Raw genomic sequence first — 23023 nt, 5'->3', positions numbered from 1 at the left:
CATTTTCGAGAAATGTAATATTTGTAAAAAAATCACACAAAACACCGCATTACTGTTGCAAAATAATACCATTTATTTTAAAATTAACTGAAAATTTATAAAATAATAATAATTTAAATTATTTTACATTATTTTTCTAGGAAAATAGTGTCTTAAATAATACATATGAAGATAAAGGGGGAGAAAAAATGGGCAAATATGTGAAAAGCATGTTGTCCGTCCTTGCGGTGTTCACATTGTTATTCGTGTCAGCGTGTGGAGGAGAAAAGGCGAGCGAACAGCCAGCGGGAGACAAGGGAGAAAGTACTGGTGCTGTATCTGTAAAAGTTGGCGTCATTTCATGGCTCACAGGTGCCGGTGCCGGATATGGGGAAGCAATTACAAATGGGTTTAAGCTTGCTAATAAAGAAATTAATGCAGAAGGAAACGTGAATATTGAGTTATTTACGGAAGATTCAGCTGGAAAACAAGAGCAAGCCTTATCCGCTGCACAAAAGTTGATGAATTCTGAAAACGTTTCCGTTATTTTAGGCCCGACGTTAAGCACGGAAATGAAAGTGGTCGCCCCAGAAGCTGACTTAAATGGCGTCCCAATTATCGGAACGTCTACGACAGCCGAAGGCATTCCGCAAATTGGCGAATATGTATTCCGAAACTCTATTCCAGAAACATTAGCCATTCCGGCTTCCGTTGGAAAAGCGGTTGACACATACGATGTGAAAAAGGTGGCCATTTTATACGGAAATGACGATGTGTTCACTAAATCAGGCTTTGATACGATGAAGCAAGTCGCAGAAGAGATGGGGCTTGAAATTTTAACGATTGAAACGTTCCAAAAAGGGCAAGCGGACTATAATGCTCAGTTAACAAAAATTAAAGCAACAAATCCCGACCTTATTCTTTGCTCGGCGCTATATAATGAAGGCGCTGTCATTATGAATCAAGCGCGTAAAATGGGCATTGATGTCCCATTTGTAGGCGGAAATGGCTTCAACTCTCCTGAAGTTATCGGTATTGCAGGAGAAGCTGCTAACGGTCTAATTGTCGCAACGCCGTGGTTTGGCGGAAGTGAAGATGAAAAAATAAAGGGCTTTGTCGAAAAGTATAAAGCGGAATACGGGAAAGAGCCCGATCAATTCGCAGCTCAAGCGTATGATGCGATGTACATTTTAGCCAATGCTATCGAACAAGCGGGCAGTGATGACCGGGATGCGATTCGAGATGCGTTAGCTGTAACGAGTGGCTTCCAAGGTATTTTAGGAGAAATGTCTTTTGACCAAGACGGTGATATCGTCATGGATCCAACTGTATTAACGATTAAAGACGGGCAATTCCAGTTGTTTGAATAAGTGTGAGAGCTTTAGAGAGAGCCTTGTTTCTCTCTAAAGCTTTCATCATGAAAAAGAGGTGAATGAACCTTGTTGTTGGAACAGTTAATTAACGGTTTAACGTTAGGAAGTATCTATGCTATCGTCGCTCTTGGGTATACGCTCGTGTTTGGAGTATTAGGGATTATCAATATGGCACATGGGGAAATTTTTATGTTTGGCGCCTTTATGGGAGTTGTCATTACCCATACGTTAGAACTCCCGCTTTTCCTAGCATTTGTCGTCGCTATTGCTGTAACAGGTGTTCTCGGTTTGTTGCTTGAATGGACAGCCTTGCGACCGCTGCGAGGAAAAAAAGGAGTCTCCCATCTAGCACCTCTCATTAGTACAATCGGCGTGTCTATCTTTCTCGAGAACTTGGCACATCACTTTTTCGGAGCTGGTAACCATCCGTTTCGCACGACGTTTTCTGAAATGAGCTTTCAGCTTGGTTCTGTGACCGTTTATGTCGTTCAGCTCGTCATTTTTGTCATTGCGGTATTGCTAATGGTTGGCCTATCTTTTTGGCTATCGAAAACGAAAGCTGGAAAAGCATTGCGGGCATGCGCTGAAAACTTAGAAGCGGCCAGCATCCTTGGGGTCAATACGAAAAAGATGATTACAATGACCGTCATTATGGCTTCTGCAATGGGCGGGATTGCTGGAATTTTAGTTGGGATGGCTTTTAACTCGGTGACGCCGCAAATGGGATTATCCATGGGGTTAAAAGGGCTGGCGATTATTATTTTAGGCGGCATGGGTAATGTTCGCGGAGCGATGATCGGTGGCTTAATTCTTGGTTTATCGGAGACGATGGTTGTAGCATTCGGCGATTCGGGTTATCGGGATGCCATTGCGTTTATTGCCATTATTGTCATTTTATTAGTGCGGCCACAAGGAATCTTTGGGCAAGCAGCACCAGAGGCAAGGCGGTGAATGACGATGTTAGCTGAAATCATCAATCCATATTATTTACAAGTTATGTCGTTTATTTTAATTAACATCATTCTCGGTGTCAGTATTTACGTGACCTTATCAACAGGTCAGCTTTCATTGGGACATGCCGGTTTCATGAGCATTGGTGCTTATACATCAGCTATTTTAACGATTAATTTTGAACTGCCAATTGTGATTGGGATTTTAGGCGGCTCTCTCCTCACTTGCTTCATCGGCATGTTGATTGGAATTCCGACATTGCGACTGCAAGGTGTTTACTTAGCGATTGCGACACTTGGATTTGGAGAAGTTATCCGCGTGTTGTTCGTCAACTGGGAAAGTCTCACGCAAGGAGCCATTGGGATTTCATCCATTCCTCATATCGGACGAGAAATTTTTAAAACATTGCGAGAATCGGGCTTTAATGCAAGCATGATTGGCCTTCAAAATAACCAATTTGTCAGCTTGGTCGTATTTTTACTGTTGCTTGTCGTTACGATTTTGCTCATTTTATTTTTTGTCAGACAGCATCATTCCCGTGTCGGTCGTGCGTTTGCAGCGATTAAGATGGATGAAAACGCAGCGGAAGCGATGGGGGTCAACATTACGTATTACAAAATTTTAGCTTTTTCCCAAGGAGCTTTGATTGCCGGTTTTGCTGGAGCTTTATATGCCCACATTACGTCTTATATCAGTCCTTCCGATTTTGCGTATCATCGAGCTGTAGAAATTTTAATTTTTGCTGTATTCGGAGGAAGCGAAGTGATTTGGGGTCCGGTATTCGGAGCTGTTTTCTTAACGGCGATGCCCGAATTTTTGCGTGAAATTAGTGAATATCGCTATATGATTTACGGTGTCATTCTCGTATTAATGATGGCTTTCAGACCTCAAGGGTTAATTGACCATCAAATGCTTCATCGAATGGGACGAGGGCGAAAAGGAAAGAAAACAAATAAGCAAGAGCGCGATAAAAAGGGGAATCAGGATCATGGTATTGGAAGTTAAAAGCATTACGAAGCAATTCGGGGGGATCCAAGCTTTGACAGACGTTTCATTTCAAGTAGAAAAAGGCGAAGTGTTCGGGCTGATTGGCCCGAACGGCGCAGGAAAAACAACGATGTTTAACGTCATGACATCGATGTTCCCCCCCACTTCAGGAGAAATCATTTTTGCCGGTCAAACGTTAACAGGTAAAAAGGCGCACGACATTACGAAAATGGGCGTATGCCGAACGTTCCAAAACATTCGACTTTTCCCAGACATGACAGTATTGGAAAATGTGACGGTCGGTCAGCATTGCCGGACGAAAGCGGGGGTATGGGCGAGCGTCCTCCAAACGAAAGGACAAAGACGGGAAGAACAAGCAATCCGTTCTAAGGCCCTTGAACTTCTACAGCTCGTCGGACTTGAAGAATATGCCGAAACATTTGCCGATAATTTGGCGTACGGTCAGCAGCGCCGGCTTGAAATTGCTCGTGCGCTTGCGAGTGAACCGCAGCTTTTACTGCTCGATGAACCCGCTGCGGGCATGAATGAGAAAGAAACGAATGATTTGTATGAACTCATTTTGAACATAAAAGCGCTTGGCATCACCGTTTTATTAATTGAACACGACATGCCGCTCGTCATGAAAGTGTGTGACCGTATGGCGGTACTAAACTTCGGCAAGAAGCTAACAGAAGGAACACCAGATGAAATTAAAAGAAATCCGGAAGTCGTCGAAGCCTACTTAGGCAGGGAGGAGGAAGAAGAACTTGCTTAAGACAGAAAACATCCATACATACTATGGAAACATCCAGGCGTTAAAGGGTGTCAACATTGAAGTTGAGGAAGGAAAGATTGTCACCATTCTTGGAGCAAATGGAGCTGGAAAGACGACAACGATGAAAACAATCGCCGGCTTATTGAAGCCGAGAGAAGGCAAGGTGACATTTTTGCATCAAGATGTCACAACCGCTCGTCCCGATCAACTTGTGGAAAAAGGAATGGCGCTTGTACCGGAAGGACGGGCGATTTTAGCTGGTATGACCGTACTGGAAAATTTGGAAATGGGGGCTTTTCTCCGAAAGGATGCGGACGTTAAACAAGATTTAGAAAAAGTAATGGACCGTTTTCCGATTTTAAGAGAGCGAAAAGCGCAACTTGGCGGCACACTTTCGGGTGGCCAGCAGCAAATGCTCGCTATCGCCCGGGCACTTATGTCAAGACCGAAGCTACTCCTGCTTGATGAACCGTCTATGGGATTAGCCCCGCTCATCGTGCAAGATATTTTCCGAATCGTCAAGGAAATTAAAGAAGATGGAACAACGGTGTTGCTTGTCGAACAAAATGCCCGGCAAGCATTGAAAATCGCTGATTATGCATATGTGCTCGAAACTGGAAAAGTCGTCAAAAGTGGGCCGGCACAGGAATTACTGCATGATTCTAGTATTCAAGAAGCTTATTTAGGCCATTAACAAGAACAAACCGTTCAGGAGAAATGCTTCATTTTTTCTGAACGGTTTTTCTTATTTGTTATTGAAAAAGATGAGATAGTGGTTAATGAGTAAATACTAAAAAAAGAAAAAAGAGACTAGTAAAACGGTTACATTTCACTTATAATAAACACATATCAACTAAACCGGTTTACTAAATCGATTTATGTAAGGGGTAAAAGATGTCAAAAGTAACGATGGCGGATGTCGCCAAAAAAGCGGAAGTATCGAAAAGTACCGTTTCTCAGTTTTTGAATAAACGGTATGAGTACATGAGTCCGGAAACGAAAACCCGGATTGAAGCAGCTATTAAAGAATTGGGCTACCAACCGAATTATGTGGCTAGAAGCTTAAAGCAAAAGCGAACTTCCACCATTGGTGTGATTGTCGCCAATATTATGCATCGTGTGTCGACTGAAGTGAGTCGGGCGATTGAAGATTTTTTCCATGAGCGCAGCATCCATGTCATTTTATGTAATGCCGATGATGACGCTGAGAAAGAACGGGAGTACATTAATGTGCTCCGCGCCAAGCAAGTTGATGGACTTATCCTCTTTCCGACGGGTGGAAATTTAGACTTATATCAGCAAATGGAAAGAGAGAAGTATCCGGTCGTATTCATGGATCGGAAAATAGCGGATGTCACCATTGATACGGTCGTTCCGAATAACCGGGAAGCGTCGTATGAGGCAATCAAACATTTAATTGAACTAGGGCATGAACGCATTGCCGCTATCACTCCGCCGCTGACCATCAGTCCTCGAGCTGAACGACTCGAAGGTTATTATGAAGCATTAAAGAAACACAACATCCCGCTTTGTGAAGCATATGTGAAAAGCGTGGACATTCACGACGTAAAAAGGGAACTTGAGCAAATGTTTGCACTTACCTCCCCGCCGACGGCTTTATTTGCAGCCAACGATTTGGTGGCGATGGAGATGCTCGAGTTTTTAAAGGAGCGACATTTATCGCTCGCAACGGATACGGCGTTTGTCGTGTTTGACAACCTTGCGTTTGCCTCTATCTTTCAGCCGTCTATTACGACCGTTTCTCAACCGGCATTTCAAATGGGCGAAAAAGCGGCGGAAATTTTGTTTCAAAAGATGGAGCAAAGTCACACGGACCCGTTACCGACAGAACATATTTTTCCGTGCGAGTTGATTATTCGGGAATCATCTGGGGGACTGTGACGTAATCGAAACAAAGTGAGAGGGGAGAAAAAGATGAATGACGTCATTACAATTGGGGATGGAATGATTACCTTTGATCCTGCTTCAACAGGACCTATGAGATTTGTTCATTCCTTTGAGCGAAAAATAGGCGGTGCCGAATTGAATTTTGCGATTGGCTGCGCTCGTCTTGGCTTAAAGACAGGCTGGATTAGCCGACTTGGCCAGGACGAATTCGGCCGGTTCATCAAACAGCAAATGCGCGGTGAAGGAATCGATACTTCAGAAGTAAAGTTGATGGAAGGCTATCCAACGTCCCTCAATTTTAAAGAAATGAGTGAAAACGGAGCGGGGCGAACGTTTTATTACCGAGAAAAATCACCGACAATGACGATGACGCCGGAGGATTTGAATGAAGAGTATTTCAAACAAGCAAAACTGCTTCATGTAACAGGCGTATTCCCAGCAATCGGCGGGAACAATGTAGCCATTATAAAACGAGCGCTCACACTCGCAAAAAAACATGGTCTTCTTGTTTCATTCGATCCGAACATTCGCTTAAAGCTTTGGACGACAGAAGAAGCGAAAAGTGTCCTGACTTCTTTTTTACCATATGTTGATGTGATCTTAACAGGTGTGGAAGAAGCGGAGTTGTTACTTGGCACGAGCAACCATGATGACATTATCCAGTCTTTTTTTGAATATGGAATGAAAACGGTTGCGATTAAATGTGGAGCACAAGGGGCCATTGCTGCAACGAGAGATCAGGTAGTCGAAATCCCAGCTGTGAAGGTTCCGCACGTTGTGGACACGATTGGGGCAGGTGACGGCTTTGATGCTGGATTTGTTTACGGAGTACTGCATGAATGGCCGCTTGAGAAAACCGTGCGTTTTGCCAACACGGTTGGAGCGATGGTTGTCGGTGTGCGTGGTGACAACGAAGGATTGCCGTTTTATGAAGATGTGCTGGCATTTATGGGCGAACGAGAGGTTGTTGAACGATAATGAAGGGAGATAGGAAGATGGATAAATGGGAGATTCGAAAACGTATACTTGATTCAGGTGTAGTCGCTGTTATTCGGGAAGCAAATGAACAGTCAATTATTAATTTAGCACAGGCATTGGTTAAAGGGGGCATTGACTGCCTTGAGCTAACGGTGGAACATCCGGATTCGTTTGCCGCGATGACGTTGCTGAAACGCACAATGGGTGACAAAGTGGTGATTGGAGCAGGGACGGTACTTGATGCGGAAACGGCGAAACGTGCTATTGATACAGGAGCTTCTTTTATCGTTTCACCGATTGTTAAAAAAGAAATTATTGAAATGGCTAACCGTCACGGACGCCTGTCAGTACCTGGATTGTTGACGCCGACAGAAATGGTGACCGCTTATGAAGCAGGGGCAGATATGGTGAAGCTATTTCCAGCTCGGACATTTGGACCAGGGTACATTAAGGATGTAAAAGGGCCGCTTTCACATATTCCAATTATGCCAACAGGAGGCATCACTGCTGAAAATGCCGGTGCGTTTATTCAAAATGGAGCAGCAGTAGTTGGTGCCGGCGGTTCGTTAGTTGATTTAAGACTAAGTTTTGAAGAAATTACGGAAAAAGCGCTTCAATTAACAGAAGCTGTAAAGCAGGCAAGGAGAGAGCTTGTCGCTCACTAATCTAATTTTTTACTGTTTACTAAATCGGTTTAGTTATCATTTTATATACATTCACTCTGGAGGGAACGAACATGAATTATAAAACTTTTGGCGCGGTTGAAGAACAACTATCTGTTTTAGGACTTGGTACATGGCAATTTTCTGGAGTAAAAGATTGGGAGCGCTTTAACCATGAAGAAGCGATTAAAATTATCCACTCCGCTATTGATTCAGGCATCAATTTCATTGATACAGCTCCGGTATACGGGCTCGGTCATGCGGAGAAAGTGGTAGGAGAAGCGATCAAAGGGAAACGAGATCAAGTATTTTTAGCGACCAAAGTTGGCTTGCCTTGGGATGAGCATGACCATGTCCGAAACGACTTAACGAAAGCGAATATTTTCAAAGAAATCGACGACAGTTTAACAAGACTACAAGTGGACTATGTAGACTTGTATCAAATTCATTGGCCAGATCCGAATACAGATATTCGTGAATCAATGGAAGCGCTCGCCGAATTAAAAGAACAAGGAAAAATTCGCTATATCGGCGTGTCCAACTTTTCCATCGATTTAATGAAACAGGCAATGGATATAACAGATATCGCTTCCCACCAAGGATTGTATAATGTCATGGAGCAAAACGCCGCTTCTTATCATGGTATTCCATTAGAATATGCTGTCAAAGATTCTTTGCTGTCGTTCTTGAACGAAAATGGCCAGTTCTTTTTACCGTATAGCCCGTTAATGCAAGGCTTGCTGGCAGGGCAAACGAGCTTCGATAAAGGAGTAACCATTCATAATCCGAAATTGCAGGGAGAGTCGCTGGCACGTCATATCGCCGCTGCAAAGGAAATCCAGCAATTGATCGGAAAGCCGATTCAGGAAATTGCGTTAAATTGGCTTATTGCTCAAAAAGGAGTAGGACCGGTCATTGCCGGGGCAACACAGCTTTCTCATCTTGAAAGCAATCTTTCTTCCCTTACATGGGAAATGGATGAAAATATGATGAAAAGCATTCAGAACATCGTGGAGTCCCTCACGATTGAGTCTGTTTAATCCCTTACAAGAACGAGGCCGAATGTGGACCTCGTTCTTTTTTCGTGCTTTTCAGATTGCTATAAATGCAGTATACTCACAGAAGTACATCTTACGATCAGGCTTCACGTCTGTCAGAGAGAAAGAACGGAAAAGAAAGCGGGGAGAAACGATGAAATGCCTATCCATTGACTTAGATGGTACATTATTGAATTCGCAGCATCAAATTTCAGCGGAAAACATGAACGTGCTGAACGAACTGAAAGCGAAGGGGCATCAAATCATTTTAAATACAGGAAGAGCATACGGCGATGTTGTAAGCATTGAAGCTGTCCGACAGCTCGATTGCCCGATTTTTTGCGTCAACGGCTCTGTATTGTATGGAGAAATGGGTGAACTTTTATACGAAGCGACGATTTCCATTGATTCATATAAACGAATTTTCGCAGCTTTAAAGAAAATGGGCGTCGGCATTCTTGTTTATACGAATGAAGGTGGTTTTCCTTCAACACTGCCTTCGCTGCATCAGAAAAGCAAAGAGGAACTTGATACGCTTTTCCAAGAATACGACTATAGCCATATTCTAACAACCCCTAACTTGAAAATTTATAAATTAATCGCATTAGTTCATTATGATGAACTGGAAAGAATTGAAGAAGTGAAACAAGTGTTAGCGAACGAAGGAGACATTTCGATGGCGTCTTCTTTCCCAAACAATGTGGAAATCACTTCAGGGGAAGCCCATAAAGGAAAAGCATTATTACGCTACCAGCAAATGATGAATGTTACATTTGACGAAATTTTCGCATTTGGCGACGGCGGCAATGACCTTGCTCAGTTCGAAGTGGCCAACACTTCGGTCGCGATGGGGAATGCCCCGAAAGCTATTCAGGAAGCCGCAGACCTCATCACGCAAACAAATGACGAGGACGGCTTTGCTTATGCGGTGCGTCATCTTTTAAAATTGCTTGAAACAGATGAAACGTTGATTGGATCTTAAAAAAACCTATGCCGCCTATTTTGTGTGCGGCATAGGTTTTTTGGTGGATTAAAGGTTATTTTGGTCTACATTCAACTCAATTAAATGGCCATCAGGATCTGCGCAAAAAATTTGGGCAAATCCGCTTTTACTGTTTGGCTTTTCAAGTATTTCTACGTTGTGGCTCTTCAGCCATGCTACTGTTTCCTCATAATCGTGCACCCTTAAGGCGAAATGACCTTCGCGGCTGCTTAAATGCTTGTCTGCACGAATCGTTTGGGCATTCGGATACTGGATTAAATGGAGTTGTTGGTTTCCAATCTCATACCATGCTCCAGGAAAATCGAAGTCAGGACGCGAAATTTCTTTCAAGCATAAGATATTTTTATAAAAATGTTTAGCCTTCTCCAAATCTGTCACGGTCAAACTAACGTGATGGAGTTGTTCATATCGAATCAAAGGCTCCGTCTCCTTTCATATGTAATCTGTTTATTTTTTGCTTTTCTTTCGTTCCATCATTTCTTCATTGACGATAAACGCAAGGTCTTCATTTCCGAATAATGATAGCACTCCAAGTAATGTTTCATCACTAATTTCTCCGGCTTCTTCCTTCGGGACCGTTAGCTCAATCGCTTGGCGAAGCGCCTCATTGCTTTCTTGCTGCGGGTAGGCGCGTTTGTATACTTCTTCCGGGTTCAAATCATGATTAACACACCATTGAGCGAAAACGAGAATCATCATATGTTCATCCCGTTGATATTGGCTAATAATTTGTGCTTCCATTTCTTTTTGATTCATAGCAGCGTTTTCTCCTTTTAACAAAATCATTCTTCACTACGCATCATAACATGTCTCGTCTTCGTATGCTCATTTTTCCTCAAAAAGCGAAGGGAAGGGCGATTACTACGTTGCCCGGTAATGAATTTACTGAAAGATGCGGGGGCAGCGGTTCAATCAAATTGGATCAAAAGGTAAGGCTAGCATCGAGGAACGTGTATAAGTTCAGGTAAAATACATATCCTACTCCTATTCAGGGGGTGATGATATGGCGAACAAAGGAAAAGACAGTATTACAAACAATATTAAAGACAGTGCCGGTGCCGTTTTCCACGCTACCCATAAGGCGTTAGAAGCAACGGAAAACATTGCCATGGGTGCTGTTGACCAAACATCAAAAGCGGTTAATAAGCTGACTGGGAACGATAAGCAGAACCGTTAATAAATTTGTTCAAGAATATAAAAAACGTCTGCGGAGTCATTAGCCGCGGACGTTTTTTTATAAACTTTTAAAATAAAGCTGAGCGAAGTCAAGTCCGTTGATTAACAGTACGTGGCTTTCCTTTGCCAAATGGCTACACTCGTCGGTGAAACCATCTGCCAAGGAAATAAGAATCTTTTGAACAATACCTGCTTCTTCGAGATTAAGACTTTCCGCCATTTTATTTAATTGGTCTACGCCTGTAGTTCCTGTAAGGTGTTCATGTTTTTTAATTTGGATGCAATATGTAAGGGAAAGCACTTTTGGTTCAAAAGGGGAGTCCACTGTAATGTCTTTTGAACATAACAGGTCAATATCCCCGCCTTTTCGATCATAGCTGTTCGTTTTCAAAATATGAAAGCCATTATCCTCCATATATTTCTTTACTAACTTTTCAAAATCACTCGGCGTTAAGTCTCGGACAGTTTTTACCCATTCTCGGTATAATTGCTGTTCAAACTGCTGAAGCTTTATTTGAACAGGGTGGGCTTCCATTAAACTGTTTCTTTCTTCACAGGAAAAAACGGCTTCTGCTGCTTCTTTGAAATCACGTTTTTTAACGAAGTTGACCGGACTTGAATATGCAATGGACTTCAAAAGCCGTTTCATTACTAAAGGTGTTTGGAGAGAGTCATAATGAACAATTTGAATATGTTCACGATCAATATGAATGACATGACGATAATCGTCTGTATGCTTCAATGGTTCCATAAACTCATAGCAACCATCTGTATTTCCCTTCTTTTTCGCTTTTACGACGAGAAAGTGATGGTGATCAGGCTGTTTCGGAATGACAATTGTATCACCGTTACGAATACTCAACATTCTGCTTAAAATATTCCATTGCTTCAAAGCGTTTTTTTCGGACGTATTCACAACATTTATATAGTTTTGGATAAAATGTTCCTTTTCTTGAAGTAATGTAAAGGTTTCCGAAAATCCCCATCCTTGTCTCAGCCGCCCTTGTAAAATTTCTTCATACAGCCATTCCCGATGTTGATCATTTTGCCTAAATACAACACAATTATTCACCATGCTCACTCCTGTCTATTTTTTCGTAGTAACCGCATCGCTTTTGACAGACCGACGCAAGGAACGCATCTACAATTATCTGATCTTCATCGAAAGTGATTTCTTCCCATCCGTCTTCAATCATTTTAGCCCCGCATTGTGGACAATACTTCATTTCAATGTAGCTCCGTTTCCTATTTATTTAACAGGAATATCGTACCACAAATAGAAATGAATAGTGATTTTTTGTCTGAAGCTTTTTATCTATAGATGTTTGTCGGCTTGTACGATAGGCATGATAAACTCTTTGGAGAAAAACGGATTGAAATATCGAGTGGATGATTGAGATAATACGTCCAAAGATATAGAAGGGAAGGAATGAATACGTTGAGCCAGGTTAATCAGTTAATGTTATTATTTGAAGTGCATCGCAGTGATGAACAAGCTGTTCCAATGCAAAAATATATGAAAGAGCTGTTCCCATTTTTAGGGATTAAAGCACCTCTTCGAAAAGAGCTTACAAATATATTTTTGAAAGAAAGCCAACTGATGAAAGAGTCTTTTCAGCCTGATTTTGTTGAAGCTTTATGGGCAAAGGAGGAGCGGGAGTATCAGTATGCGGCGCTTCATTATATAGAAAAATCGTTGAAGAAGCTTCAAAAACAAGACCTTCCTTTTATCGAAAAACTGATTACAGAAAAATCGTGGTGGGATACAGTTGATTTACTTGCTTCTAAATTTGTCGGGAAAATTGCGCAAGACCATCCAGAAGTAATAGAAGAAACAATTGATGACTGGGCATATGGAAAGCATTTATGGCTTCAAAGATCAGCCATCCTTTTTCAACTGAAATATAAAGGGAAAACGGATGAAAAGCGGTTATACGAATACATACGACATAATGCAGATAGTAACGAGTTCTTCATTCAAAAGGCCATTGGCTGGGCTTTAAGGGAATACTCGAAAACCAATCCGAATTCCGTTCGACAATTTATTGAGACACATGAACTGTCTAACTTGAGTGTGCGAGAAGGGGCAAAGTATTTGAAATGAACTGCTCTAAATTCGCGTTCTTCGTATGATATCAACTAAACGATAAGGTATTCAGTTCAAATCTTTTAACATTAATCCGATATTAAGTCGCTGCATGATACATTGTAGCGGCTTAACTATTTAATCGTCTTTGGTTATCATGTCTATTCATTATATACAAAAATTGGATACTTCGCAGATATTGATTTCTACGAAGTAATGAGGTAAGATAGTTTTTGTAGCCGGCAAACGAACAAGAAAAAACGAGCTGCTACCATAAATAACATGCGGGTGTGGCGGAATTGGCAGACGCACCAGACTTAGGATCTGGCGCCTTTGGGCGTGGGGGTTCAAGTCCCTTCACCCGCACCATATCATATGAAAAGAATAAATAACGATACATACCGTGCTAGATGGGGAGATGGCGGTGCCCTGTAACTCGCAATCCGCCTTAGCGAGGTTGAATTCCCATCTGCGGTACGATTCATGTAAGGTCTGCCTTGTGTAAGTAGTGTTGACAGTCGGGTGCTGCGCAACAGAAACCCATAAAACTGGTCAGGTCCGGAAGGAAGCAGCCATAAGTGGATTCTTCTGTGTGCCGCAGATAAGCCTGATCGAGCTAACTGCACAAGTAACGCTTAGGTGGTCGTATCAACGATGGGTGCACGGTGTTTTATAACAAAACATATACGGCGGCGTAGCTCAGCTGGCTAGAGCGTACGGTTCATACCCGTGAGGTCGTGGGTTCGATTCCCTCCGCCGCTATTTAATATGGAGAGCTGTCCGAGTGGCCGAAGGAGCACGATTGGAAATCGTGTAGGCGGCTACCGCCGTCTCAAGGGTTCAAATCCCTTGCTCTCCGCCATGCGGGTGTAGTTTAGTGGTAAAACCTCAGCCTTCCAAGCTGATGTCGTGGGTTCGATTCCCATCACCCGCTCCAACTAAAAAATAGAGAAGTACCCAAGTGGCTCAAGGGGCTCCCCTGCTAAGGGAGTAGGTCGGGTAACCGGCGCGAGGGTTCGAATCCCTTCTTCTCTGCCACGGCCCGTTGGTCAAGCGGTTAAGACACCGCCCTTTCACGGCGGTAACACGGGTTCGAATCCCGTACGGGTCATTACATTATTCTAGTTGAATCTTTTAACACGAAAAACCACCGTTCGAATTTTCTAATAGGTTCAGTTTAGAGGTGCAAACAAGCAAAAAAACAAGTGTAAACGCATTAGGATTCGCAAGTGAATCCTAATGCGTTTTTTTTTGACTGAAATTATGAATGTTCTTGAATATTTTCACACTATAATTCACATACAAAATCACAAATATGGAAAAAGTTATTGTAGGTATACCGACTATAATTTTTGTTTAGGAATGAAAATAAAAGGTAAGGAAAAATTAAATCCAGCTCAACAGCTTGGAATTACGAAAAAGCAATTTTCCCTTAACAATATAATATATTTCAAATGAATTAAGGTTTATTGGGTTTTTATGTTAATATTTAGGGATAACATACAACAATAATTATTTCAAAAAAGGGGGGATTGTGGAATTGAAAATGTTTTTCACACCATTTTTATTATGTTTATTTGTTTTAAGTGGTTGCCAAACATCAAAGGTCCAAGAAGTTCAAAAATTAATTGATGTCAGTTTTCCTAATGACATTCCTAACTTTGTAACTGAAAAAGAGTTGGGAAAGATAGATTGGAGTAGAACATCTACTGAATTTAACACAGGTGAAGGAAGTGATATGGTCGGGAATAAAAATAAACTTGGAATAATAGGACCAGAATTAAAACCTAATCAAGTCGAAAAGTGGTTGTGGCATTTTTGGGGAGTTGATAAAGGTGAATTTACAGTCGTTGGTTATAACCAAGATACTTCAAAGATAAGTCCTGTTTTAAGTGACGGAGCTTGGTCAAGAAATGGTATCAGTGGCGGTAAAGTTAACGGAGCAAATGCGAGTATGCCTTCAAATGTCGTTTTACCAGAAGCAGGTAAATGGGCACTCTTGGTTTATATTGATAGTCAATTATTTGATACATTAGTGATAGATGTTAAAGACAAATAAACGATTTTAAATAATGGACAGAAAAAATTAGGCTTAGAGAGATTTCTCCAAGCCTTTTTTGATGTGATTTATACTGCGAATTTATTTGTATATATTTTGCAATTTAATTTGTGATTTAGCGTGTGATTTTTAATTTTGCACCCAAAAGTGGACCCGTTACGAATTTTCGGACGGTGGTTTTTCGTGTCTTATTTCTTCTCAATATGCATTTCACTTTCTGCTTCCTTCCAAGGCACTGTATAGCCTTGACCTTTGGCGCAAAAAATGGAAGAAGACGTATATTCAGGATCGGCGTCTTTGTTGTAATTTTTTCGTGCGATGATTTCGTCTTCATTGTGGCAGCGATCATACCCGCCGAAAAATAAATTTAATGCTCCTTTTCCTTGTGTGAAGGAAGCTAACACCGTGCTATAATTCATGAAAGTAGCTACAGGTACTTTTCCTTTAATAATCGCTTTAGTATGGAGCGTTTCAGGTGGATCAAAATGACCGTATGCACTTTGAATGTCCGATAACACCCGTCCTAAATGGTGTAGCTCAACGGTTATTTTAAAATGATAGTACGGTTCCAACAGATGGTTTTCCGCTTTTTCTAACCCTTGTCTCAACGCTCGGTAAGTCGCTTCTCGAAAATCCCCACCGCTCGTATGTTTGTTATGGGCACGCCCTGTCAGCAAGGTGACGTTGATATCGGTAAGAGGAGAGCCAGTTAAAATGCCGCGATGGTCTTTTTCAGATACGTGTTGTCGAACTAAGTTTTGATAACCAACTGATAAGTCATCAGGGGGGCACTGATTTTGGAACGTTATGCCGCTGTTTCGTTCTCCAGGCGCTAATTGAAGATGTACTTCCGCATAATGTCCTAAAGGCTCAAAATGTCCATAGCCGTTGACTGTTGTGTCAATCGTTTCTTTGTAAAGAATTTCTGGATTCCCAAATGAAACGGTTTGACGAAAACGCTCCTTCACAATTCGCTCTAATACTTCCAGCTGAATTGCTCCCATTACATGAATATGAATCTCCTGTACGCTTTCTTCCCATATGACATGGAGAGAAGGGTCTTCTGCATCTAATATGTAAAAGATTCGTAGCATTTCTTTTGGATTGACGGACGAATCAAATATTACTTTCGACTTTAAAGCAGGGATCATGTCATAGCTCACTTTTTCCTGCAATGCGCCAATGCCATCTCCGGCCGCTGCCATCGAAAGCCCGGTTACAGCAAACAGATCACCTGCCGATACTTCATCAACAGGATGAAATTTCTGTCCGTTATAGCACCTGATTTGGGTTGCTTTTTCCACAATTTTGTTTTCTTCAGTCCCATAGCTTACTTCATCTCGCACTTTTAAGCTCCCGCTTAACGCCTTCATGAACGTGATTCGCGTCCCATTTTCATCGTAACGTACCTTATGTACGCGCGCAGAAAAGGCGCCTTTATCGGAATAATCGGTCATCGTTAAAAGGTCCAGCTTATCTAAGAATGAGACGATCCCGCTATCTTGAAGGGCAGAACCGCTCGCGCATGGAAACAATTGATTTGTCTGAATCAGCTTTTTCATCGTCTGCAACCAAAGTTCATTCTCATACGCATCGTCCATATACAGTTCCAAGAGGCGTTCATCCCGCTCTGTGATGAATTCAATTAAATCTTGTCGCATTTCTCCACGATGAAGAGACTCCGTTATCTCGCAAATATCCTTTGTCAAATTTTCTTGAATTTCTGCCAGCACTCCATCCACATCAGCGCCTATTCGATCTGTTTTATTGATAAAAAAGAAAGTGGGGACTTGATGTTTTTGCAGAAGCTGCCACACCGTTTCCGTATGACCTTGAACACCTTCTACGGCACTAATGATCACAATCGCATAATCCATTACTTGGATGGAGCGTTCCATTTCAGGTGAGAAATCGACATGCCCAGGAGTATCAATTAGATGATAAGTAGAACCATTATAAGAGAAGGTAGCTTGATCAGCAAATACGGTAATCCCACGTTCTTTTTCAATGTCATGACTATCTAAAAATGCATCTTGATGATCGACACGACCTCGCTGTCGAATGCTGTTTGTATGATAAAGAAGTTGCTCGGAGAAGGTGGTTTTCCCTGCATCTACATGTGCTAATATACCAATGGTTTTCGTTTGTTTCATGCTTGCACCTCGGTGGTCTGTTTTATCGTTAACAAATAGCTTTTTCTTCGACCTACATTGTACGAGTTTTACGGAAAGGTGTCTACTATAGGGGATAAACAACGAAGAGGCGGGGACAATAACGATGTCCACAAGGAGGTGCAAACATGCCAAATTTAAACGATAATAAATTCAAGAAAATCCAATCCGAAAGCCAAAAACAAGGGAAAACAGAAGAGGAGTATGCAGCTGAACTTGAAATGAATCATCTGAAAAGCCAAAAAAAGAAATAAATGATTCGTCAAAGAAGGGAAGCATTTTGTGCTTCTCTTCTTTTTTGCCAAAAAAATGAAAGGATGAACCGAAAAAGGCTTCTATACAAGTGATTTGCTGTTGGTAATTTAATCCGTTTTTTTCTCTCTCCTTTTTCAATCATAAATCGACTTTTTAAAAGAAAGAAGTCCCCCTGACACGTTGTCTCCCATAGGAAAGCACAGCTGGAAGTTCGCTTATTATCTTTTAAGAATAATTATTCGTTGTAATAGTAGTGTAATATAGTTAATACTGCTAAAATATCATTACATCATTTGTTACGAACTTTGCTAGATTCATATGGTATCGTAATGCTAGAAACTATTTCTGGAGGTACGATACATCATGAAACTACATAAGGTAAAAAAATGGTTCGTAACAGCTGCTGCAGCATTTATCTTTATGTCTGCTCAAGGAGCGGCAGAGGCGTCTACTGTTCATACAGTTCAACCAGGTGACACGATTTGGAATCTTTCAACACAATATGGAGTTCCTTTAACGGAAATGCAACAAGTAAACAATCGATATAATAATAACTTATACGTTGGTGAAAGTATAACAATCCCTACGTCTAGTTTTACAACTGCTGAAAAAGATTTACTTGCACGTTTAGTGCACGCTGAAGCGAAAGGTGAGTCTTACGCGGGTAAAGTAGCGGTGGCGACAGTTGTGTTAAATCGTGTAGCTTCTAAAGATTTCCCGAATACTGTCAAAGGTGTTATTTATCAAATATCAAACGGATACTATGCCTTTACACCGGTCAAAAACGGGACTATTCATCAATCGGCATCTGCAGAAGCGAAACAGGCAGTAAATGAAGCCATCGCGCTAAAAGGATTAGGGAAAGGTTCATTATTTTTCTACAATCCAAAAACTGCTCAAAGTCAATGGATAAAATCTCGTACGGTCACAGCGGTGATTGGTAATCACGTATTTGCGAAATAATATGGATTGATTAATGATTCGTTCATTAGACGGATAAGCTTTTGGAAGCAATAAGAAAGGGGCGCATTTTCATGTGCCTTTTTTGTGTACATGCTTCATTTTCACCAAAGGAACTCAAAAGAAACAGAGGTGAGAAGTTATGAAAGAACAGTTTTACGATGCATTGCTAAACATAAAAACAAGAGGAGACCAAAAGGGCTTCAACACATCTTTGCATTATCATCGCTATGAGCCGACACCGTATAGTGCACTCGAACTTTTATTTAACGAATACAGCTTAACAAGCAGCGACCGGATGGTGGACTTTGGATGTGGAAAAGGACGTTTAAGCTTTTTCATTCATCATTTATTTCAAGCATCCGTAACAGGAGTGGAAATGGATGAGGCATTCTATGAAGAGGCTATCACCAATCGTGACCGTTATGCAAAAAGAGGGAAAAACGGAGCGGGTGTCCTTCAATTCCATCATGGATTGGCACAGGAGTATGAGATTGATCCACTCGATAATTGCTTTTATTTTTTTAATCCTTTCTCGGTTCAAATCTTTATGAAGGTCATCGATAATATACTGCGTTCAGCGGAAACATTTGAGCGGAAAATAGAACTTATTCTATACTATCCATCTGAAGATTATATTTATTTTTTAAATAATTCGACGTCATTTCAATTAAAACAAGAAGTCGTTCTTCCGGAATTAGCGAAACATAACCCTTTTGAACGATTTTTAATTTACGAATTAACGTAGGCAATGTGATAAGCAGTGAAAAAGGTTAACCAGAGTAGATTGGTTAACCTTTTTTCTTTGCGATTTATTTATAAAGATTTGCTGAAATATCACGGGCTATCTCCATTAAGCGAGGACCTAATGCTAAAATTTTCTCTTGTGTAAAGCGAAAAATGGGCCCGGAAACACTGATGAATCCAAGTATTTGCCCACGGTTGTCCAATATCGGAGCTGAAACACCGTTTTCACTTTCATCTAATTCTCTAAAAGATGTCCCAAATCCACGGATTCGTATGGTGTCTAGCTCTTTTCGCAGCTGTTCATGGTCGGTCATTGTAAATGACGTCTTCTTTTCCAACGGTTGCTGTAAGATGTTATGCAATTCTTCTTCTGATAAAGAGCTTAACCATATCTTTCCGTTGGAGGTGCAATGAAGCGGAAGGATAGCATTAACATAATTGACAACCCGAACGCTATGGGGCGGGTCGATTTGGTCGACTGTTAAAATCCCAAAATGTTTCGGGATACTTAAAAAAACGGTTTCGTTCGTTTCCTCCATTAACTGTTCTAAACGGGGGCGGACACGGCGAACGAGAGAGTCATATTTTCGTTCACCCCATGCTAATCGGCTGGCTCCATAGCCAAGCTGATACCCTTTGGTGAGAGGGTCCCGTTCGATGAAATCGTGACTTTCTAACGTTGTAAGCAAGCGCCAAACAGTCGTCCTGTTCATGTTTGTTTGGTCGACGAGCTCATTAATTAATACAGGGTCATGGCTGTCAGCAATAAAGTTGAGAAGCTGAATGGCCCGGTCTACGGATTGTACGGTATTTTCCTGATTTTTGGTTGAGTGGATCGGATTCTCATATTTTGTCATGTACAACATTATAGCGTAAATACAGCGTTTTCTGCCAGTGAAGAGTTTAATTTTTAGAAAAATAAAAAATGTTTGACTGTTGATGTCAACGCTATTACAATTAACTCATAAGTTCAATTAATGAACAAATTGTTCATATTATGAACAATTTAACAAGGAGGTGAGGTTTTGAACAGAGAGGAAGAGGATCTTATCGGAAAAATGGAGCTTTCTAATGATATTCTTTATGGGATTCACACAGTAAGAAGCATCCAAAATCTTTCCTTTTCTAACCGGCTTCTTCATCAATATCCGAATTATTTGAAGGCGCTTTCTCAAGTGAAAAAGAGCCAGCTATTGCCAATCAGTATGAAGGACTGTTGACAGAAGAAATGTGTCAAGCCATCTCTTCCGCATGTGATGAAGTCATTTCAGGGGCTTATCATGAACAATTTGTCATTGATATGCTTCACGGTGGGGGCGGAATTGCTGCGAATATGAATGTCAATGAAGTCATCGCCAATCTCGCCAATGAAAAATTAGGAGGAACGAGAGGGAGATATGAATACGTTCATCCAACTGATCATGTAAATGCATCTCAATCCACTTCAGACGTTTGTCATACTGCTATGCGCATGGCAATCATCTCGAACTATGACTCTCTTAACACAACCATGAGTGACCTTATTCAAACCATCGATGAGAAAGCAGTTGAATTGAACGAGGTCACGACTATTGCCCGCACATGTTTGCAAGATGGCATGAGAACAAAGCTTGGGAACACGTTTAATGGCTATAAGGCCATGCTAAAGCGTCGACATGCGTCGTTAGAGAAAGCGGTGGATGAACTTCATCACGTTAATTTGGGCGGAACGGTTATCGGTTGTGGAACAGGAGCTTCTGACGCCTATCGCAGCATCGTCTTAGATGTATTAAAGGATCTATCCGGGTTGCCGCTTCGGCACCGAGAAAACTTATTTGATGCCGCTCAAAATATGGACGATATCGCAAAGGTATCAAGTGAGCTTCATTTACTCGCTTCCTGCCTCATCAAATTAGCAAAAGATTTGCGTTTGCTGTCGTCAGGACCTGAAGCCGGATTTAGCGAGATACGGCTCCCATCTGTACAAGCGGGTTCCTCTTTCTTTCCAGGGAAAGTGAATCCGGTCATCCCTGAAACGTTAATTCAATGCGGTTTTCAGGTGATAGCTTGTGACCGAGCGGTTCAAGGTGCGTTGGAGCATGGTGAGCTAAATTTAAATGTATTTGAAGGAGCGGCCGGTGCTAATGTACTGGATGCTATGAACATGTTAAGGAAAGCGGTTTCAAATTTTGCGACACAATGCATAAAAGGCATTCAAGCAAATGAGACGAGGTGCGAGGAGTTAGCCAATAGCTCCATTCCGCTTGTTGTAGAACTAAAAGAAACATACGGCTATTCTTTTGTTTCCAAGTTAGTAAAAGAAAAAGGATTGGCCGGCGTAAAAAATTATGATTTACATGGAGGGGACGAATGATGACAACAAACACAAAAAAAGGATGGTTTCCAGGAATAGAGCAGCCGAAATTAGAGTGGGCGAAAGAATGGCTCCAAACAACGAAAAGACTGTATATAAACGGAGAATGGGTTGACAGCTCAAGAGAAACAATCATTGAATCTATTAATCCAGCCAACGGGCAAATTATTGGCAACTTCCAAGGCGCAGCAAAAGAAGATGTAGAAAAAGCAGTAGCGGCAGCGCGGCAAGCATTCGATCACGGTCCATGGCGTGAAGTGACGAAAAAAGAGCGGGCGAAAACGCTCCGAAAAATTAGTGCACTAATTAAAGAATTTCAAGCAGAACTCGCGACACTCGAATCTCTCGATAATGGAAAGCTGTACACAGAATCTTACAATGATGATGTTCAAGAAGCATCGGATATTTTCGAGTATTATGCAGGCTGGACCGATAAATATTACGGAGAAAATAATCCGGTAGAAGGGAATTTCTTAAGCTATACAACAAGAGATCCAATTGGTGTATGCGGACAAATCGTTCCATTTAACTTCCCAATCTGCATGGCTGCTTGGAAATTGGCACCGGCTTTAGCGATGGGGAATACAGTCGTATTGAAGCCGTCTAATCAAACGTCGTTTTCAGCTATTCGTTTATTTGAGATTATCGATGAAGCGAAGATTCTTCCACCGGGTGTGCTCAATTTAATTCTTGGGGAAGGTGCTATTGGTTCTGCTATTAGTCGTCACATGGATGTAGATAAAGTCTCGTTTACGGGCAGTACAGGAGTCGGTAAAAAATTAGTGCACGATTCAGCTGATTCAAATTTGAAGCCGGTTACATTGGAGCTTGGCGGAAAATCACCGAATATCATTTTTAGCGATGCGCCGAATTTAGATCAAGCCATTGAACGTTCATTTTACGGACTGTTTACACATAAAGGAGAAAAATGTTCAGCACCGACTCGCTTATTTGTACAGCGTGACATTTATAATCAAGTAGTCGAACGAATGACTGAATATGCCGACAGCTACAAATGCGGCGATCCGTTTGACCCGCTCAGCAATCAAGGGGCTCAAGTGTCAAAAGCGCATATGGAATCTATTTTGCGCTACATTGAAAGTGGAAAAACAGAAGGTGCGCGCCTTGTTGCAGGCGGTGAACGTGATATGACAGGGGACAATGCGGCTGGATTCTACGTTCGTCCGACGATTTTTGCGGATGTAAGCAACAGTATGACCATCGCCCAAGAAGAAATTTTCGGACCTGTTCTTTGCATCATTCCATTCGACACAGAAGAAGAAGTCATTAAAATGGCCAATGATACCCCGTACGGACTGGCGGCTGGCTTGTGGACAAATGATGTGTCACGTGCTCATCGTATAGCCAATAAGCTTGAGGCTGGAATGGTGTTTATCAATAAATATGGGTGCTATGATTTTGCGAGTCCGTTCGGAGGCTGGAAGCAAAGCGGTTGGGGCAAAGAATATGCGGTTCATTCACTTCAATCGTATACAAAAACAAAAGCGATTTGGGTTGCTTATTAAATAGTTAATTTAAAAATTGAATATGTGGGGGAAAAGA

At 41.6% G+C, this 23023-nt stretch carries 24 protein-coding genes, 6 tRNA genes and 1 other RNA gene; 26 read left to right on the top strand and 5 right to left on the bottom strand.

Translation table 11 applies throughout. From position 1 onward, the window contains the following. The first annotated feature begins 188 nt into the window (after nt 1–188). From ACXAEO_RS11285 to ACXAEO_RS11240, 10 genes are all read left to right on the top strand, one after another. Nucleotides 189–1349, top strand: a complete 1161-nt coding sequence (locus tag ACXAEO_RS11285; RefSeq protein WP_474880930.1) for an ABC transporter substrate-binding protein — start codon at nt 189–191, stop codon at nt 1347–1349. Between the two features lie 69 nt (nt 1350–1418). Further along, nucleotides 1419–2303 carry a branched-chain amino acid ABC transporter permease gene (locus ACXAEO_RS11280; protein ID WP_474880928.1) on the top strand — a complete coding sequence of 295 codons (885 nt, stop codon included), beginning with the start codon at nt 1419–1421 and terminating at the stop codon, nt 2301–2303. A gap of 6 nt (nt 2304–2309) precedes the next feature. Continuing rightward, nucleotides 2310–3308 carry a branched-chain amino acid ABC transporter permease gene (locus ACXAEO_RS11275; protein ID WP_474880926.1) on the top strand — a complete coding sequence of 333 codons (999 nt, stop codon included), beginning with the start codon at nt 2310–2312 and terminating at the stop codon, nt 3306–3308. Continuing rightward, nucleotides 3292–4065: an ABC transporter ATP-binding protein gene (locus tag ACXAEO_RS11270; RefSeq protein WP_474880924.1), complete on the top strand. Its 774-nt coding sequence runs from the start codon at nt 3292–3294 to the stop codon at nt 4063–4065. Before ACXAEO_RS11275 ends, ACXAEO_RS11270 begins: the two co-directional genes overlap by 17 nt. Continuing rightward, nucleotides 4058–4759 (top strand): ABC transporter ATP-binding protein, encoded by a 702-nt coding sequence (locus ACXAEO_RS11265; RefSeq protein ID WP_474880922.1) that lies wholly within the window; start codon nt 4058–4060, stop codon nt 4757–4759. The genes ACXAEO_RS11270 and ACXAEO_RS11265 overlap by 8 nt, the downstream gene beginning before the upstream one ends. Before the next feature lie 200 nt (nt 4760–4959). After that, the gene (locus tag ACXAEO_RS11260; RefSeq protein ID WP_474880919.1) at nt 4960–5967 is read left to right on the top strand and encodes a LacI family DNA-binding transcriptional regulator; all 1008 of its coding nucleotides are present in this window, start codon (nt 4960–4962) and stop codon (nt 5965–5967) included. 33 nt (nt 5968–6000) lie between these two features. Next, the gene (locus ACXAEO_RS11255) at nt 6001–6951 is read left to right on the top strand and encodes a sugar kinase (RefSeq protein ID WP_474880918.1); all 951 of its coding nucleotides are present in this window, start codon (nt 6001–6003) and stop codon (nt 6949–6951) included. A 17-nt stretch (nt 6952–6968) separates the two neighbouring features. Further along, nucleotides 6969–7616, top strand: coding sequence for a bifunctional 4-hydroxy-2-oxoglutarate aldolase/2-dehydro-3-deoxy-phosphogluconate aldolase (locus tag ACXAEO_RS11250; RefSeq protein WP_474880917.1), 648 nt, complete (start codon nt 6969–6971; stop codon nt 7614–7616). A 71-nt stretch (nt 7617–7687) separates the two neighbouring features. Next, on the top strand, nt 7688–8653 hold the full coding sequence (locus tag ACXAEO_RS11245; RefSeq protein WP_474880915.1) for an aldo/keto reductase: 966 nt from the start codon (nt 7688–7690) through the stop codon (nt 8651–8653). Nucleotides 8654–8804: 151 nt separating this feature from the next. Beyond that, complete coding sequence (locus ACXAEO_RS11240) at nt 8805–9632, top strand: HAD family hydrolase (protein ID WP_474880913.1); 828 nt, start codon at nt 8805–8807, stop codon at nt 9630–9632. A gap of 48 nt (nt 9633–9680) precedes the next feature. On the opposite strand, the gene ACXAEO_RS11235 is transcribed toward ACXAEO_RS11240, so the two are convergent. Both ACXAEO_RS11235 and ACXAEO_RS11230 read right to left on the bottom strand, forming a co-directional pair. Beyond that, on the bottom strand, nt 9681–10070 hold the full coding sequence (locus ACXAEO_RS11235; RefSeq protein ID WP_474880911.1) for a VOC family protein: 390 nt from the start codon (nt 10068–10070) through the stop codon (nt 9681–9683). 30 nt (nt 10071–10100) lie between these two features. After that, entirely contained in the window at nt 10101–10409 is a 309-nt protein-coding gene (locus ACXAEO_RS11230) for a hypothetical protein (RefSeq protein ID WP_474880909.1), read from the bottom strand. A gap of 247 nt (nt 10410–10656) precedes the next feature. Between ACXAEO_RS11230 and ACXAEO_RS11225 the strand changes: the two genes are divergently transcribed. After that, the gene (locus ACXAEO_RS11225; RefSeq protein ID WP_474880906.1) at nt 10657–10830 is read left to right on the top strand and encodes a hypothetical protein; all 174 of its coding nucleotides are present in this window, start codon (nt 10657–10659) and stop codon (nt 10828–10830) included. A 57-nt stretch (nt 10831–10887) separates the two neighbouring features. On the opposite strand, the gene ACXAEO_RS11220 is transcribed toward ACXAEO_RS11225, so the two are convergent. Further along, entirely contained in the window at nt 10888–11904 is a 1017-nt protein-coding gene (locus ACXAEO_RS11220) for a restriction endonuclease (RefSeq protein ID WP_474880904.1), read from the bottom strand. Nucleotides 11905–12258: 354 nt separating this feature from the next. Here ACXAEO_RS11220 and ACXAEO_RS11215 point away from each other — a divergent pair, with 354 nt between their 5' ends. From ACXAEO_RS11215 to ACXAEO_RS11175, 9 genes are all read left to right on the top strand, one after another. Continuing rightward, complete coding sequence (locus tag ACXAEO_RS11215; protein WP_474880902.1) at nt 12259–12933, top strand: DNA alkylation repair protein; 675 nt, start codon at nt 12259–12261, stop codon at nt 12931–12933. A gap of 266 nt (nt 12934–13199) precedes the next feature. Further along, a tRNA-Leu gene (locus tag ACXAEO_RS11210) sits at nt 13200–13284 on the top strand. A gap of 32 nt (nt 13285–13316) precedes the next feature. Next, nucleotides 13317–13581: signal recognition particle sRNA large type (gene ffs / locus ACXAEO_RS11205), an RNA gene on the top strand. A 22-nt stretch (nt 13582–13603) separates the two neighbouring features. Then, nucleotides 13604–13677, top strand: a tRNA-Met gene (locus tag ACXAEO_RS11200). Nucleotides 13678–13685: 8 nt separating this feature from the next. After that, nucleotides 13686–13777 (top strand) — tRNA-Ser (locus ACXAEO_RS11195). 1 nt (nt 13778) lies between these two features. After that, a tRNA-Gly gene (locus ACXAEO_RS11190) sits at nt 13779–13852 on the top strand. A 10-nt stretch (nt 13853–13862) separates the two neighbouring features. Then, nucleotides 13863–13953, top strand: a tRNA-Ser gene (locus ACXAEO_RS11185). 1 nt (nt 13954) lies between these two features. Beyond that, nucleotides 13955–14026 (top strand) — tRNA-Glu (locus ACXAEO_RS11180). A 423-nt stretch (nt 14027–14449) separates the two neighbouring features. Beyond that, nucleotides 14450–14974: a hypothetical protein gene (locus ACXAEO_RS11175; protein WP_474880900.1), complete on the top strand. Its 525-nt coding sequence runs from the start codon at nt 14450–14452 to the stop codon at nt 14972–14974. 188 nt (nt 14975–15162) lie between these two features. Here ACXAEO_RS11175 and ACXAEO_RS11170 read toward each other — a convergent pair whose 3' ends face one another. Further along, the gene (locus ACXAEO_RS11170) at nt 15163–17127 is read right to left on the bottom strand and encodes a GTP-binding protein (protein ID WP_474880896.1); all 1965 of its coding nucleotides are present in this window, start codon (nt 17125–17127) and stop codon (nt 15163–15165) included. A 146-nt stretch (nt 17128–17273) separates the two neighbouring features. Here ACXAEO_RS11170 and ACXAEO_RS11165 point away from each other — a divergent pair, with 146 nt between their 5' ends. The 3 genes from ACXAEO_RS11165 (at nt 17274) to ACXAEO_RS11155 (ending at nt 19108) form a co-directional block, all read left to right on the top strand. Then, nucleotides 17274–17399 (top strand): hypothetical protein, encoded by a 126-nt coding sequence (locus ACXAEO_RS11165; protein ID WP_474880893.1) that lies wholly within the window; start codon nt 17274–17276, stop codon nt 17397–17399. A 364-nt stretch (nt 17400–17763) separates the two neighbouring features. Then, nucleotides 17764–18363: a cell wall hydrolase gene (locus ACXAEO_RS11160; RefSeq protein WP_474880891.1), complete on the top strand. Its 600-nt coding sequence runs from the start codon at nt 17764–17766 to the stop codon at nt 18361–18363. 139 nt (nt 18364–18502) lie between these two features. After that, nucleotides 18503–19108 carry an SAM-dependent methyltransferase gene (locus ACXAEO_RS11155; protein WP_474880888.1) on the top strand — a complete coding sequence of 202 codons (606 nt, stop codon included), beginning with the start codon at nt 18503–18505 and terminating at the stop codon, nt 19106–19108. Nucleotides 19109–19172: 64 nt separating this feature from the next. On the opposite strand, the gene ACXAEO_RS11150 is transcribed toward ACXAEO_RS11155, so the two are convergent. Next, nucleotides 19173–19964 (bottom strand): IclR family transcriptional regulator, encoded by a 792-nt coding sequence (locus ACXAEO_RS11150; RefSeq protein WP_474880886.1) that lies wholly within the window; start codon nt 19962–19964, stop codon nt 19173–19175. A 168-nt stretch (nt 19965–20132) separates the two neighbouring features. Here ACXAEO_RS11150 and ACXAEO_RS11145 point away from each other — a divergent pair, with 168 nt between their 5' ends. From ACXAEO_RS11145 to ACXAEO_RS11135, 3 genes are read left to right on the top strand one after another with little or no spacing between them, the layout of a single operon-like run. After that, the gene (locus tag ACXAEO_RS11145) at nt 20133–20327 is read left to right on the top strand and encodes a hypothetical protein (RefSeq protein ID WP_474880884.1); all 195 of its coding nucleotides are present in this window, start codon (nt 20133–20135) and stop codon (nt 20325–20327) included. Beyond that, complete coding sequence (locus ACXAEO_RS11140; RefSeq protein WP_474880882.1) at nt 20324–21460, top strand: lyase family protein; 1137 nt, start codon at nt 20324–20326, stop codon at nt 21458–21460. The genes ACXAEO_RS11145 and ACXAEO_RS11140 overlap by 4 nt, the downstream gene beginning before the upstream one ends. Then, the gene (locus tag ACXAEO_RS11135; protein WP_474880879.1) at nt 21457–22986 is read left to right on the top strand and encodes an aldehyde dehydrogenase family protein; all 1530 of its coding nucleotides are present in this window, start codon (nt 21457–21459) and stop codon (nt 22984–22986) included. Before ACXAEO_RS11140 ends, ACXAEO_RS11135 begins: the two co-directional genes overlap by 4 nt. Nucleotides 22987–23023 lie beyond the last annotated feature (37 nt).

It is taken from the genome of Bacillus sp. ABA4_010 (genome assembly GCF_056159105.1).
The sequence above is the reverse complement of the archived record's forward strand: the minus strand, read 5'-3'. Positions and strand labels throughout refer to the sequence as shown.